Raw genomic sequence first — 13690 nt, 5'->3', positions numbered from 1 at the left:
GCGCCGAGTAGCCCGGCGTCGAGTGGCCTGGCGCCGAGTAGCCCGGCGCCGAACAGTCCTGGGGCCTACGTCTTTTCGTCGTTGGCGCGCGGGAAGCCGCCGCCGCTGGTCGACAACGGGAACACCACGTCGTCGAACTCGCCGGCATCGCCGAAGGCGCGATTGACCGTGGCGCCCCAGATGTTGCCGTCCGGGGAGACCGCCAGCGACCAGGCGTGACCGTGCCGGTCCTTGCGGATGACCTCGGGGTCGCCGGTGACCGCGCCGGTGTCGGGGGCCAGGTGCAGGGCAACGGTCTCCTTGGTGTTGACCAGGTTCACCACCACGGTCCCGTCGAGTGCGACGCAGCCGGCGACGCCGGGCTTGTCCGGCCAGGTCCAGACCGTGGAGACCTTGGAGTCCTTGGTGATTCGCTGCATCCGGTCGCCGCTGGGGGAGCGGTCGGTGACATACAGCGATTCGTCCTTGGGGTCGATGCACATGCCGCCGCCGGCGCCCAGGCCGGACAGCGCGGTGGTGATCGGCGCCTGGTCCACCGTCGTCGGCTGCTCGATCCGCAGGATCTTGCCCGCCTTGGAGTTCGGATCGCCCGCCAGGCCCGGGTCGCCGGCGTCGCCGGTCTGGACCAGCAGCGTGGTCGGGCTGCTGAAGATCAGCGACCCGGCATTTCCGTTGGCACCCTTGGGGATTCCGGTGAGGATGTCCTTGGGCACGTCGCCGTCGGCGATCCGCACCACCCGATTGTCGGTGGGTGTGCTGATCAGAGCGAAGGTCAGCCGGTCCTGAACGTAGGACGGCGAGGCGACGATGTCGAGCAGCCCGCCGTCGCCGGCCGGGTCGACCGGGATGACCATCTTCACCGTCGGCTCGGCGGTGAGGGACACCCGCTTGACCGCGCCGGTGGTGCGTTCGGCGACCAACGCGGATTTGGCCTCGTCCATGATCAGGCCGCTGGTGGTCTCCAGGCAGCCCTGCATCACCCCGGGCGCCGGGCACTGCTTGGGGAACGGTTTGCCGGGCAGCGGGGGAGGCGGCGTGGTGGTGGTCGCGACGCCGCCGCCACCCTCGGCGCGGGTGGTGAACGGCTCGGACTGGGCATTGTCGAACCGGGCGCAACCGGTCATCGCCGCGGTGGTGACCACGGTGAGGACGACGGCCAGACCCGCCGTGGACAGCCGCCGACGACCCCGATCACGCACATTCATGCCAGCAAGGTTACGGATGCCGCGCGGAGCCGTGCCACGGCACTTTGGTCAAACGCCGCCGCGGGCCTGCATAACAGTCTGATAATGACGCGCCACAGCGCCGGTTCAAATCCCCAATTACCGGGATCCGGGCCTTACCCTGGCTGCTGTGACCAGCTCATCGGATGACCCACGCTGGCAGCGACCCGGTTCGCCGAGCCTGGTGGACCCTGAAGACGACCTGCCGTCGGCCACCTACGGCGGGGATTTCGAGACGACCGCGATTCCGCCCTACCAGGGCTCGCCCGGCTCCTCGAGTTCTGGGATGGACCTGCTGCACGAGCCGGAACCGCTGCCCTACGTGCAACCGGCCGCCGGCCGCTACATGTCGACCGGGCCGGTGGAGATCGGCCCGCCCATCGACGACGAGCGGGTACGCGCGGCCGGGCGCCGCGGCACCCAGGACCTGGGCCTGCTGCTGCTGCGAGCCGGTTTCGGCGCCCTGCTGATCGTGCACGGTCTGCACAAGATCTTCGGCTGGTGGGGCGGGAACGGCCTGTCCGGGCTGCGTGACTCGCTGACCGAGATGGGCTACCAGCACGCCGACATCCTGACCTATGTGGCGGCGGGCACCCAGATCACCGCCGGTGTGCTGCTGGTGCTGGGCCTGTTCACCCCGCTGGCCGCCGCGGCCGCGCTGGCCTACCTGGTCAACGCGCTGCTGGCCGCGGTGGCCTCCGACGGGGGCCGCAACCTGGCGTTTTTCCTGCCCGCCGGGCACGAATACCTGCTGATCCTGATCGTGCTGGCCGCTTCCATCGTGCTGACCGGCCCCGGCCGGTACGGCTTCGACGCCGGTCGCGGTTGGGCCCGACGGCCGTTCATCGGCTCGTTCTTGGCGCTGCTGCTGGGCATCGGGGTGGGCGTCGGGATCTGGTTCCTGCTCAACGGCGCCAACCCGCTGGCCTGACCCGGCCTGATCCGGCCTGATCCGGCCTCGACCCGTCGCGATCGACGGGTCGATCTCCTCACATCCGCGCTCCGGTTCGGTAGGTGTCGCTGCCGTGCCTGCGGTGCCGGTGTCGTCGTCCGTCGCCACCGGCGCCGGACCTGCGGTGCTGCCTCCGAAACGCCGAAAACCCTGCCGAAGCAGGGTTTTCGGGTGTGGTGCGCCGTCAGGGTTTCGAACCCCGGACCCGCTGATTAAGAGTCAGCTGCTCTACCAACTGAGCTAACGGCGCGTGAACCTGGAAAAGACTAACAGCACCGCGGCGAAGTACGAAATCGGGGTGGTTGTGCCTGCGTGTGGCCCGATTGTCGAGTTCGGCGCATCTCCCGGGGATCCCATAGACTGTTTCTCAGAGTTTCTTTAATCCGATCCAGTGAGGTGTGCAGCGTCATGTGGCAGGTCACCCGGCCGCGCCGGTTCCGGTCCGTTCTCGCGGCGATGGCGGTGGTGCCCGCGGTGGTCTTCGGGCTCACCGGCTGCGCGAGTGAATCGGGCCCGACGACCCTGGCCGACAAGGGCCTGCCCTACACCGACCTGCTGACCCCGAAGATCACCGCATCGGTGGCCGACGGCGACACCGGGGTCCGGGTCAACCGGCCGCTGACCGTGTCGGTCGAGGACGGCGTCCTCGACGAGGTCACCGTCGAGGGCCAGAACGGCGAGGAGATCGACGGCACGCTCAGCGCCGACGGCCGCAACTGGGAGAGCACCGCGCAGCTGGGCTTCGGTGAGCGCTACACCATCAACGCGCGGGCCGAGGGCCTCGCCGGCGTCAGCGACCGAGAGCTGGCGTTCCGGACCTACTCGCCGGACAACCTGACCATGCCGTACCTGGTGCCCGGCGACGGCAGCACGGTCGGCATCGGGCAGCCGGTGGCGATCCGCTTCGACGAGCGCATCCCGGACCGCAAGGCGGCCGAGAAGGCCATCACCGTCACCACCGAACCTCCGGTCGAGGGGGCCTTCTACTGGTTGAGCAATCAGGAGGTCCGGTGGCGCCCGGAGCACTACTGGGCTCCCGGCACCACGGTCACCGTGAAGGTCGACACCTACGGGGTGGACCTCGGTGGCGGCATGGTCGGTCAGGACGACACCGCGGCGACCTTCAGCATCGGTGACGCCGTCATCGCCACCGCCGACGACAACACCAAGACGCTGACCGTCCGCCGCAACGGCGAGGTCATCAAGACCATGCCGATCTCGATGGGCAAGGACAACACGCCGACCGACAACGGCACCTACATCGTCGGCGATCGGCACTCCAAGCTGGTGATGGACTCGTCGACCTACGGCGTCCCGACCAACTCCGCCGACGGGTATCGGACCGAGGTGTCCTATGCCACCCAGATGTCCTACAGCGGGATCTACGTGCACGCCGCGCCGTGGTCGGTGGGAGCGCAGGGGTACTCCAACGCCAGCCACGGCTGCCTGAACGTCAGCACCGACAACGCGCTGTGGTTTTACCAGAACACCAAGCGTGGCGACATCGTCGACGTGGTCAACACCGTCGGTTCGACCCTGCCGGGCACCGACGGACTGGGGGACTGGAACATCGATTGGAAGACCTGGAAGGCCGGCAACGCCGGCTGATCCGGCGCGTGCCGACAGGTTCCGCACAGCGAACCGTCAGGAACGCCGCCTAGCGTGAGTACTGCCCCGGTCGCCGTCGTTCCCCCAGCAACGCGGCCGGGGCACGCTCATGTCTGCACCCGCCGGGATCGGCACCCCCGCACCCGGCAGTAATTGGCTAGGCTAGCCTAAATAATTACTGCCTCGGATTCATCGTGAGCGGCCTCGCGTCGCTCGTCCGGAGCCGATCGGAGGCCGCGGGCCGGACGGGAGCGACTTCGTGCTGATGCGCCGACCCGCCGGGGCACCGGAACCCGACACCCGGGCCCCGATCCCGCTGCCGGCTGGGCTGTCGCCGGCAGATGCCGCCGGCGTGCTGGCCCGCGAGATCGCCGAACGCGACGGCGAGGACTACCTGGTCTACGAGCGCGGCGGCGAATGGATCCTGGCGCTGGGGACGATCGCCGCGGTGGAACTGGACACCGACGAGTGCCGGATACACCGCGATGGCCGCTGGCGGCGACGACCCTGGTCCGGGGACCCCGCAACGGTGCTGGCCGAGGCGGTCGACGCAGTCGCCGGCGGCATCCATCGGGTGTTCGGCTGGATCGCCTTCGAATTCGGCACCTATCGCTTCGGCCAGCAGCATCGGCTCGCACCGGCAACGCCGCTGGCTCGGCTGTTCGTCCCGGACACCGAGGTGGTCATCACCACCGCCGGGGTCACCGTCGCCGACCAGAACCGCCGCGCCGCGGTGGCCGACGCGCTCGCCGGCGCCGTCCCCGCGGTGCGGGTGCCCGCGGCGGTGGACACCCGAAGCGATCCCACCGACTTTCGGGACCGGGTCCGCCGGGCGACCGAGGAAATCTGCACCGGGGGATACCAGAAGGTGATCCTGTCGCGGTCTCGCGACGTCGGGTTCGCCGTCGACTTCCCGTCGAGCTACGGCCTGGGCCGGCGGCACAACACCCCCCAGCGCTCCTTCCTGCTGCGGATGGGCGAGCTGCGGGCGCTGGGCTACAGCCCGGAGCCGGTCACCGTCGTCGGATCCGACGGCACCTTCAGTACCCGGCCGCTGGCCGGCACCAGGGCCTTCGGTCGCGGCCCGGTGCTCGACCGGGCGGCCCGCGACGATCTGGAATCCGACCCGAAAGAGATTGTCGAACACGCACTTTCGGTCCGCGCCGCGGTGGCCGAGGTCGGCGCGGTGGGCGAGCCGGACAGCGTCGCGGTGACCGACTTCATGTCCGTGCGGGAGCGCGGCAGCGTGCAGCACCTCGGCTCGACGGTCACCGGCCGGCTGCGGCCGTCGTTGACCCGGATGGATGCGCTGGCCGCACTGTTCCCCGCGATCACCGCCTCCGGGGTGCCCAAGGGGCCCGCGGTGGACGCCATCCTGCGGCTCGACGGCCACCCCCGCGGCCTGTATTCCGGCGCGGTGACGATGCTGACCCCCGACGGCGGGCTGGACGCCGCGCTGGTGCTGCGGGCGGTCTACCAGGACCGGGACCGCACCTGGCTGCGCGCCGGCGCGGGCGTCATCGCCGAATCCACCCCGGAGCGCGAGTTCGAGGAGACCTGCGAGAAGCTCGCCAGCATCGCCCGCTACCTGGTGCCCCGGGAGCCGGTGTGCGCCGCCGGGACACCGGGCGCTGCGGCCGTCGAACCCGCGGAGCCGGTCAGCCGGCGGTGAGCGTGGCCACCAGTGCGCGCTTGTCGATCTTGCCCACCGGAGTGACCGGCAGCGCCGGGACCGCGGCGACCAGATCGATCCGCAGGTGCGCGGCCGCCCCGCGTTCGCGCAGATGCTCGTTGATCTGGCTGACCGACAGCGGGGCGCCCTTGAAAACGATTGCCGCGCAGACCCGCTCGCCGAGGTACTGGTCGGGCAGGCCGACCGCGGCGGCGGTGTCGACCGCCGGATGGGCGTGCAGGTGCGCCTCGAAATCGAGCGCCGAGATGGATTCGCCGCCGCGCAGGATCACGTCCTTGACCCGCCCGGTGACCTCGAAATTGCCGTCCGGGCGGCGACGCACCCGGTCCCCGGTGCGGTAGAACCCGTCCGGGGTGAACGCGGTCCGGTTGGCCGCTGCCGCCCGGTAGTAGCCGTTGATCGTGTACGGGCCGCGGGTGAGCAATTCGCCGTCGCAGCCGGGGGCGACCTCGGCGCCGTCCTCGTCGACCACGCGTACCTCGTCGTCGGCGCACAGCGGCCGGCCCTGGGTGTGGTCGACCACCTCGGCCGGATCGTCGGGGCGGGTGTAGCACAACAGCCCCTCGGCCATCCCGAACACCTGCTGCACGGTGACGTTGAGCTTCTCCCGGATCTGCGCGGCGTCCGCGCTGCCGAGCTTGGCGCCGCCGACCTGCAGCAGCCGCAGGCTGTCCGGCAGCACCGGCTCCCAGTCGGTGGCCTGGGCCCACAGCCGGGCCAGCACCGGAACCAGCGCCGTGACGGTCACCTGGTGGCGGGCGATGGCGGGGAACGCCGATTCCGGGCTGGGATCGGCGGTGAACACCGTGGTTGCCCCGACGGCGATCGCGCCCAGCAGTCCGGGGCAGGCCAGCGGAAAGTTGTGGCCGGCCGGCAACGCCACCATCAGCACGTCATCGCCGGTCAGCCCGCACAGCGCGGCCGAGGCGGTGGCGTTGTAGAGGTAGTCGGCGTGGGTGCGGGGGATCAGCTTGGGGGCGGCGGTGGTGCCGCCGGAGACCAGCAGCAGCGCCGGGCCGTGCGGATCGGCCGGCGCCAGCCCGGCGGGGCTGGGCGACCCGGCCGCCACGGTCGCCCACGGGGTGAACGGGCCGGCCTCGCCGTCGACGACGACGTGGCGCAGGCCCGGGTGTCGTTCGGTCAGCTCGCCGGCCATGGCGCGGTAGTCGAAGCCGCCGGCGGTGTCGGCGATCACCAGGGCGCTGGCCCCGGCCACCTCGGTGAAGTGCGACAGCTCGGCGATCCGGTGACCCGGCAGGCACATGATCGGCAGTGCCCGGGCCCGCAGCAGCCCGAACAGTGCGACGGCGAAGGTGTTGCGGTTGGGCAGCTGCAGCAGCACCCGGTCGCCGGGGCCGATGCCGAGCGCGGTGAAACCCTGCGCGGCGCGGTCGGCGGCGGCGGCGAGCTCGGCGTAGCTCAGCGCGCCGTGCGCGTCGATGACCGCGGTGGCGTCGGGCCGGCGGGCGACGGCGTCGCGCAGCAGTGCGTCGACGGTGCCGGTGGTCCAATGGCCGGCGGCCCGGTAACGCTGCGCCCGCTCGGCCGGGAACGGCACAAACCCGGATGTCCCGCTGGCATTTTCGGTCTTCCTGGGGGAGGTCATCGCGGCTCCTGGGGCGCTCACCGGGGAATATGGATAGGCAAGCCTAACCTAGTGGACGGTGGCGGCGGGCGCGGTGGCTGGTCGCGGCCGATGATCAGAGTGTGGCCTTTCGATCCCGGCGTGCGCGGGTATGTTCAAAGCCATGCGTATCGGCACCTTGCTCGCGACCGGACTGGGGGCCGCGGCTGCGGGCGCTCTCGGCGGCCTGGCCACCCGTAGCAGCATCGGCACCTGGTACCCCACGCTGCGAAAGCCGCGGTACGTGCCACCGAACGTGGTCTTCCCGATTGCCTGGAACGTGCTGTACGCGACGATCGCCGGGACGTCGGCGCAGGCCATCGACCGGTTGCGCGCCGACGGCCGCGACGCCGAGGCCGACGCTTACGTGCGCGCCCTGGCCGCCAACTACGTCCTCAACGGCGCCTGGAGCTGGGTGTTCTTCAAATGGCACCGGCTGCCGGCCGCTGCGGCGCTGGCCGGGGTACTGGCCCTCAGCAGCGCCGACCTGGCCCGCCGCGCCGCCTCGGCCGACCCCAAACTCGGTGCCGCACTGGCGCCGTACCCGGCGTGGACTTCGTTCGCGACGGTGATGTCGGCGGACATCGCCCGGCTCAACCGGGGCGGGCAGCACTGAGATGTGACCTACGGCCACGAAAAACACCGCCTCACCCGCATATTTGCAGGTGAGGCGGTGTTTCTACCTCGGGTGGCTGACGGGACTCGAACCCGCGACAGCCAGGATCACAACCTGGTGCTCTACCAACTGAACTACAGCCACCATCGCTGCCCTCGTCGGCGGACCGACACACGCAGCGCAGACGATACTAGCCGGAAAACCCCGCTAGGCCGAATCGGTATCCGGCGCGGCCGCCGGCGGCGGGCCCAGCTCCCCGGCCACCGTGGCGATTTCGCTGGTAGTCGGTCCGGGCGGGGCGACGAACGCGGTCTGGCGGTAGTACTTGAGTTCGCGGATCGACTCGTGGATGTCGGCGAGGGCCCGGTGCGCCAGACCCTTCTCCGGCTGGCCGAAGTAGATCCGCGGGTACCAGCGCCGGCACAACTCCTTGATCGAGCTCACGTCGATCATCCGGTAGTGCAGGTAGTTGTCCAGCAGCGGCATGTCACGGGCGATGAAGCCGCGGTCGGTGCCGATCGAGTTGCCGCACAGCGGCGCCACCTTGGCCGTCTTGACGTAGGACTTGATGTAGTCCAGCACGGCGGCCTCGGCGCTGGCCAGGTCGACGGTGGAGGCCCTGACCTCGTTGATCAGGCCGGATCGGGTGTGCATCTGGGTGACGACGTCGATCATCGAGTCCAGCGCCGCGTCCTCGGCGTGGATCACCACGTCGATGCCGTCGCCGAGGATGTTGAGGTCGGCGTCGGTGACCAGGGCCGCGATCTCGATCAGCTTGTCCGAGCCGATGTCCAGCCCGGTCATCTCGCAGTCGATCCACACCAATTCGTCACGCGTAGGGCTCACAAGATGACCACGTTAGACGACGAGGGCGCCCTTTTGCCGGAGCAGGCTCCCGGGGGCGGGGGCCCGGCGCAGTGCCGGACCGCCCGCGGTCGCGGCCGCCAAGTAGTCTCGGGCCTGGCCGGACCACCTGAAAGGACGGGCACGTGAGCACCGAACAGAGCGCGCCATCTTCGGCGATGACCCCCGCGCAGCACATTGCCGGCGGCTACGCCGTCGATGGGGCGGCACTGGTCCTCGGTTCCGTCGTCGTCGACGGGGAGGTGACGCCCAACGCCCGGGTGCGCATCCCGTTGGCCACGGTTAACCGGCACGGCCTGATCGCCGGGGCCACCGGCACCGGCAAGACCAAGTCGCTGCAGGTGCTGGCCGAGCAGCTCTCGGCGGCCGGCGTCCCGGTGGTGATGGCCGACGTCAAGGGCGACCTGTCGGGCCTGTCGCGGCCGGGCGAAGCCGGGGAGCGCACCGCCCAGCGGGCCACCGACACCGCCGATGAGTGGACCCCGACCGCCTACCCGGTGGAGTTCCTGTCGCTGGGCACCCAGGGCACCGGCGTGCCGGTTCGCGCCAGCATCACCAGTTTCGGCCCGATCCTGCTGTCGAAGGTGCTGGGCCTCAACCAGACCCAGGAGTCGACGCTGGGACTGATCTTCCACTGGGCCGATCAGCAGGGCCTGCCGCTGCTGGACCTCAAGGATCTGCGCGCGGTCATCCAGTTCCTGACCAGCGCCGAGGGCAAGGCCGAGCTCAAGGCGCTCGGCGCGGTGTCCTCCACGACGGCCGGGGTGATCCTGCGGGCGCTGATCAACCTGGAGGCCGACGGCGGGGACACCTTCTTCGGCGAGCCCGAGCTCGAACCCAAGGACCTGATGCGGCTGGACCCGCAGGGCCGCGGCGTGATCACGCTGCTGGAGCTCGGCGACCAGGCCACCCGCCCGGTGCTGTTCTCCACCTTCCTGATGTGGGTGCTGGCCGACCTGTTCACCGGTCTGCCGGAGATCGGCGACGTCGACAAGCCCAAGCTGGTGTTCTTCTTCGACGAGGCGCACCTGCTGTTCAACGACGCCTCCAAGGCCTTCCTGGAGCAGGTCGAGCAGACGGTGAAGCTGATCCGCTCCAAGGGCGTCGGGGTGTTCTTCTGCACCCAGCTGCCCACCGACGTGCCCAACAATGTGCTGTCCCAGCTCGGCGCGCGGGTGCAGCATGCGCTGCGCGCGTTCACCCCCGACGACCAGAAGGCACTGTCGAAGACGGTGCGCACCTACCCGAAGACCGGCGTCTACGACCTGGAGAGCGCGTTGACCTCGCTCGGCATCGGGGAGGCCGTCGTGACGGTGCTCTCCGAGCGCGGTGCGCCCACGCCGGTGGCATGGACCCGGATGCGTGCACCCCGGTCGCTGATGGACACCATCGGGCCGGAGGCGATCGCCGCGGCCGCGGCGGCCAGCCCGCTGCAGGCCACCTACGGCCAGAGCATCGACCGGGAGTCGGCCTACGAGAGGCTGGCGGCCCGGCTGGCGCCGCCGCCCCCGGCAGCGGCACCGGTGCCGGACGCAGGCACCCCGCCGCCGATGCCGGCCCCGGCGGGCAAGCCCGCGCCGGAGGAGCCGAGCATGCTGGACAAGATGATGAACAACCCGGCGTTCAAGAGCGCCATGCGTTCGGCGGGCACCGTCATCGGCCGGGAGATCACCCGCAGCATTTTCGGCACCGGGCGCCGCCGCTGACGGTTCCCGCACGCCTTTGGCCAGCTGTTTTGTCGTACCTCGCCGGTAAAATTGGGGTGTGAAAACCTTTGGGTTGAGTTGGCCCGTCTGCGGGAAATGTTGTGAGGTCGCGCTGTTTCCGTGGCTGGGCGGGCCGCACCACTGCGTGGTGAAGTACCCGGAGGAGTCCATCGCCGATTGGCCCCTGACCGTGGCTGAGCTCGACCCGGAAATCAGCCCCGAGGACGCCGAGGAAGCTGCCCTTGAGGAACTGAACGAGCGCTTGGTCCGCGCCGTGGAGGGGGTTGCGCACGCCGGCGGCAGCCGAATCGACGCCACACTCGATCCGGATGGCACTCTCGAGCTGCATTCGGACCGGTCTGACGGTCCAGATCTGATCCTCTCCGCGGACGAGGCGCTGCGCCTGACGGCCTTGATGACGGGGGGCCGTAAGTTGTTTGAAACGGCCTTGGGGACCCTCAGGGATCTGGCGTTCCTCAATCCGGGGCTGACGATCACGGTGAGCGAAGACTGGGATCAGGGTAGCGATGGGGAGTTGGGTAGCAAACGGATACTGACGCTGCACTATCCGCGTGGCATCCTCGACTACATTTGGTACATCAATCGAATATGGAATCCGATGCATGGTGGTGTGCTGCATTTCCGGGATGTCGCCGGCGGCACGACGACCGAGGTCGCGGCGCAGTGGAACGGCCGATACAGCCTCGACTTCCGTGTTTTCATCGATGGCGTGCGGATGTCATGGGAGACCGCATACGAGGATCGTTTTGTTCGTAAGATCATCGACGGGTTGAACCAGTACATCTTTCGGCGAGGATTGACCTCGGGCAACCCGCTGACACACGGCAATGTGACTGAAGGCCTCGTCTTGGTCATCTCGATTCGAACGGCCGATCCGAGATTTGCGCTGGATCGGTGGAGATGGGAAGTCGAGATCGCCCCGGAAGTCTCCAACAGGTTCGCCGGACACTTCAGCAATTGGATGTTGGAGAACACCGAGGTGGTGGACGAGGTCATCGAAAGGGCCATTGAATCCCGGTATGAGCTCTCGCGGGTACGGAGGGTCAGCTGCCGCGCATAGCCGGGGAGAAGTCTCTTAGGCCTCGGTCAGCTTCATCGAGAGGCGATAGAGCAACCAGGTGGTCTGCACGCCGCGTGTCTTCGCTAATTCCTGGATCTGCGCCTGCCTGTTGGGGTCCGGCTGTCCGGTGACGATCACCAAACGAGCGCCCCGCAAACCCTCTTTTTCTGCCAAGGCGCGCAGCGCATCCATGTAATCCCCGGCCTGGGAAACGAGGTCCCGTCCTGGTGCATCGTGTTTGAGTTCGAAGCCCACGAGTAGATGGTTCTTTCTGTCCTCCGCGAGGAGGTCTACTCGACATCGATAGCCTTCGATCCGAGCTTCGGGTTTGCGAAATTTTAGGCGGTGCTCTTTCACGTACGAAAGTGCCGCGAAATTCCGCTGCATGAACTCCGAAAGTTGTTTTTCGGAGGTAAACAGAACCCGGGCTTCCTGGTGCGGCACGGCGTGATCGAGGTCGTAGAGGTGAATCCTGGTGTCACGAGTGATCGTCGGATCAGTGAGCGCCGGGTATGTACCGATGTTCGCTGCGCCTAGCTGCGCGTCGAGGAGTTGACAGAACTGCGTCGAAACCCGTTCGTAGCCGGCCTCTTGCGCTAACCGTCCCAATTTGCTGTCTGGGGTTTGGGATAGTGAGCTGGGATTGAAATCTAGCGCCGAAATACGCTCGCGGCATTTCGTCACCAACCGTTCCATCCGTTGTTCCCGCGTCAGGCGAGCTGCCATGAATCCCCCTCCCCGCACAATTCTGTCCAGAGACGATCATGCAGGAACCGGGATTTCCCCGGAGCGGTTTCACCGAAGCGCTGAGGTGCCGGAAACGAAAAACGCCGCCCGTACGGGCGGCGTTTCTCGGGTGGTTGCGGATCAGACGGCCGCGGCCTCCAGCTTGCGGGCCTCGCGGGCCAGCAGCCGGTCGCGCTGCTCCTCGAACTTGGTGGCCTGTCGCTCCAGGTCCTCCAGGAAGAGGGCGAACTTGTCCCGCCGCGCCTCCCCGACCGGGCTGAAGTCGGTGCGCTCGAACAGCTGCCACTTGCGCAGGTTCGGCCGCACAACCTCCTCCAGGTGCTGGCGCGGGTCGTAGATGCCGTGCTTGGCCATCAGCACGCCGTTGCGGCGGAAGTTCGGCATGCCCTGACCCGGCATCCGGAAGTTCTCCACGCAGGACGCGATCGCGTCGATTGCCTGGTCGGGGACCAGGTCCAGGGCCGCCCCGCAGGTGTCGCGGTAGAAGATCATGTGCAGGTTCTCGTCGGCGGCGACCCGCTGCAGCAGCCGATCGGCGACCGGATCGTCGCAGACCTTGCCGGTGTTGCGGTGGCTGACCCGGGTGGCGAGTTCCTGGAACGTCACGTACGCGACCGACAGCAGGAAGTCGGTCTTGTAGGCCTCTTCCTCCTTGTCGGTGGGCGCGAAGCCGTTGGTGACGTGTTCCATCCGGGCCTGCTCCAGCGCGATGGGGTCGACGCCGCGGGCCACCACCAGGTAGTCGCGGATGGCGATGCCGTGCCGGTTCTCCTCGGCGGTCCAGCGGTTCACCCAGGTGCCCCAGGCGCGGTCCTGGGAGAAGTACTCGGCGGCCTGCCGGTGGTACGACGGCAGGTTGTCCTCGGTCAGCAGGTTGGTGATCATCGCGGCCTTGGCGACGTCGCTGAGCTCGGACTGCTCCTCGGACCAGTCCTTGCCGCCGGTGGCGGCGAAGTTGCTGCCGCGATCCCACGGAACGTAGTCGTGCGGATGCCAGTCGGTGGTCGCCGACAAATGCCGGTTGAGGTGGTTCTCGGCGATCGGCTCAAGCTCGCTGAGAATCTCCGGATCGGTCAATCGTCTCGACATTTCACATTCCCTAAGGTAGACGGCCGTCCCATGGTATCGCGGAGACGACCGATCCCTTGCCGGCGAGAACGGTCTGCCGCAATTCGGTGACCTTGGTCACCGGGGTCCCACGGTGGTCGGTGACCGTCCGTGGACGGCCTACCGTTGGCGCATGTCCGTCGCGAAGTCCATCCTGTTGTTCGCCGTGGCCGCGCTGTTCGAGATCGGTGGCGCCTGGTTGGTCTGGCAGGGGGTGCGCGAGCATCGGGGCTGGGTGTGGATCGGTCTCGGGGTGCTCACCCTGGGCGCCTACGGCTTTGTCGCCACCTTGCAACCGGATGCCAACTTCGGCCGGATCCTGGCCGCCTACGGCGGGGTGTTTGTCGCCGGATCCCTGCTCTGGGGCATGGTCGCCGACGGCTTCCGCCCGGATCGCTGGGATGTCGGTGGGGCGCTGATCTGCCTGCTCGGCGTCGGCGTCATCATGTACGCCCCACGCCCCTGAACG

The 13690-nt window shown here is 68.6% G+C and carries 11 protein-coding genes, 2 tRNA genes and 1 pseudogene; 7 read left to right on the top strand and 7 right to left on the bottom strand.

Going from position 1 to position 13690, the window contains the following annotated elements; all coding sequences use genetic code 11:
• Positions 1-65 precede the first annotated feature (65 nt).
• Positions 66-1205, bottom strand: coding sequence for a PQQ-dependent sugar dehydrogenase (locus tag G6N10_RS07815; RefSeq protein WP_085097070.1), 1140 nt, complete (start codon positions 1203-1205; stop codon positions 66-68).
• Positions 1206-1353: 148 nt separating this feature from the next.
• On the opposite strand from G6N10_RS07815, the gene G6N10_RS07810 reads away from it, so the two are divergent.
• On the top strand, positions 1354-2154 hold the full coding sequence (locus G6N10_RS07810) for a DoxX family protein (RefSeq protein ID WP_085097073.1): 801 nt from the start codon (positions 1354-1356) through the stop codon (positions 2152-2154).
• A gap of 195 nt (positions 2155-2349) precedes the next feature.
• Here the strand turns inward: G6N10_RS07810 and G6N10_RS07805 are convergent.
• Positions 2350-2425, bottom strand: a tRNA-Lys gene (locus G6N10_RS07805).
• 158 nt (positions 2426-2583) lie between these two features.
• On the opposite strand from G6N10_RS07805, the gene G6N10_RS07800 reads away from it, so the two are divergent.
• Positions 2584-3783, top strand: coding sequence for a L,D-transpeptidase (locus G6N10_RS07800; protein WP_085097076.1), 1200 nt, complete (start codon positions 2584-2586; stop codon positions 3781-3783).
• 265 nt (positions 3784-4048) lie between these two features.
• Positions 4049-5386, top strand: a pseudogene (locus G6N10_RS07795) (salicylate synthase); the annotation flags it as partial.
• A 55-nt stretch (positions 5387-5441) separates the two neighbouring features.
• Here G6N10_RS07795 and G6N10_RS07790 read toward each other — a convergent pair.
• On the bottom strand, positions 5442-7082 hold the full coding sequence (locus tag G6N10_RS07790; protein WP_085097079.1) for a (2,3-dihydroxybenzoyl)adenylate synthase: 1641 nt from the start codon (positions 7080-7082) through the stop codon (positions 5442-5444).
• Between the two features lie 142 nt (positions 7083-7224).
• On the opposite strand from G6N10_RS07790, the gene G6N10_RS07785 reads away from it, so the two are divergent.
• A complete protein-coding gene (locus G6N10_RS07785) occupies positions 7225-7716 on the top strand; it encodes a TspO/MBR family protein (protein ID WP_085097215.1) in 492 nt (163 codons plus the stop codon).
• A gap of 71 nt (positions 7717-7787) precedes the next feature.
• On the opposite strand, the gene G6N10_RS07780 is transcribed toward G6N10_RS07785, so the two are convergent.
• Positions 7788-7860: transfer RNA gene (locus G6N10_RS07780), tRNA-His, on the bottom strand.
• 63 nt (positions 7861-7923) lie between these two features.
• Positions 7924-8562, bottom strand: coding sequence for an oligoribonuclease (gene orn, locus G6N10_RS07775; protein ID WP_085097082.1), 639 nt, complete (start codon positions 8560-8562; stop codon positions 7924-7926).
• Between the two features lie 176 nt (positions 8563-8738).
• On the opposite strand from orn, the gene G6N10_RS07770 reads away from it, so the two are divergent.
• Both G6N10_RS07770 and G6N10_RS07765 read left to right on the top strand, forming a co-directional pair.
• Positions 8739-10286 carry a helicase HerA-like domain-containing protein gene (locus G6N10_RS07770; protein WP_163742659.1) on the top strand — a complete coding sequence of 516 codons (1548 nt, stop codon included), beginning with the start codon at positions 8739-8741 and terminating at the stop codon, positions 10284-10286.
• Positions 10287-10344: 58 nt separating this feature from the next.
• A complete protein-coding gene (locus G6N10_RS07765) occupies positions 10345-11367 on the top strand; it encodes a DNA topoisomerase subunit B (RefSeq protein ID WP_133055149.1) in 1023 nt (340 codons plus the stop codon).
• Between the two features lie 15 nt (positions 11368-11382).
• Here G6N10_RS07765 and G6N10_RS07760 read toward each other — a convergent pair whose 3' ends face one another.
• A complete protein-coding gene (locus G6N10_RS07760) occupies positions 11383-12093 on the bottom strand; it encodes a PDDEXK family nuclease (RefSeq protein ID WP_133055150.1) in 711 nt (236 codons plus the stop codon).
• A gap of 141 nt (positions 12094-12234) precedes the next feature.
• Entirely contained in the window at positions 12235-13203 is a 969-nt protein-coding gene (locus G6N10_RS07755) for an acyl-ACP desaturase (RefSeq protein WP_085097091.1), read from the bottom strand.
• 151 nt (positions 13204-13354) lie between these two features.
• Here G6N10_RS07755 and G6N10_RS07750 point away from each other — a divergent pair, with 151 nt between their 5' ends.
• Positions 13355-13687 carry a YnfA family protein gene (locus tag G6N10_RS07750; RefSeq protein ID WP_085097094.1) on the top strand — a complete coding sequence of 111 codons (333 nt, stop codon included), beginning with the start codon at positions 13355-13357 and terminating at the stop codon, positions 13685-13687.
• Positions 13688-13690: the final 3 nt, after the last annotated feature.

The organism is Mycolicibacterium fallax, from assembly GCF_010726955.1.
GTDB classification, from domain to species: Bacteria; Actinomycetota; Actinomycetes; order Mycobacteriales; family Mycobacteriaceae; genus Mycobacterium; species Mycobacterium fallax.
This window is presented reverse-complemented; position numbering and strand designations above follow the sequence as displayed.

What these genes read in the sequence shown, in the direction of transcription:
- G6N10_RS07785 (WP_085097215.1), top strand. Translation starts at nt 7,225, where the DNA reads ATGCGTATCGGCACCTTGCTCGCGACCGGACTGGGGGCCGCGGCTGCG.
- G6N10_RS07760 (WP_133055150.1), bottom strand. Translation starts at nt 12,093, where the DNA reads ATGGCAGCTCGCCTGACGCGGGAACAACGGATGGAACGGTTGGTGACG.
- G6N10_RS07770 (WP_163742659.1), top strand. Translation starts at nt 8,739, where the DNA reads ATGACCCCCGCGCAGCACATTGCCGGCGGCTACGCCGTCGATGGGGCG.
- G6N10_RS07790 (WP_085097079.1), bottom strand. Translation starts at nt 7,082, where the DNA reads ATGACCTCCCCCAGGAAGACCGAAAATGCCAGCGGGACATCCGGGTTT.
- G6N10_RS07815 (WP_085097070.1), bottom strand. Translation starts at nt 1,205, where the DNA reads ATGAATGTGCGTGATCGGGGTCGTCGGCGGCTGTCCACGGCGGGTCTG.
- G6N10_RS07750 (WP_085097094.1), top strand. Translation starts at nt 13,355, where the DNA reads ATGTCCGTCGCGAAGTCCATCCTGTTGTTCGCCGTGGCCGCGCTGTTC.
- G6N10_RS07800 (WP_085097076.1), top strand. Translation starts at nt 2,584, where the DNA reads ATGTGGCAGGTCACCCGGCCGCGCCGGTTCCGGTCCGTTCTCGCGGCG.
- G6N10_RS07755 (WP_085097091.1), bottom strand. Translation starts at nt 13,203, where the DNA reads ATGTCGAGACGATTGACCGATCCGGAGATTCTCAGCGAGCTTGAGCCG.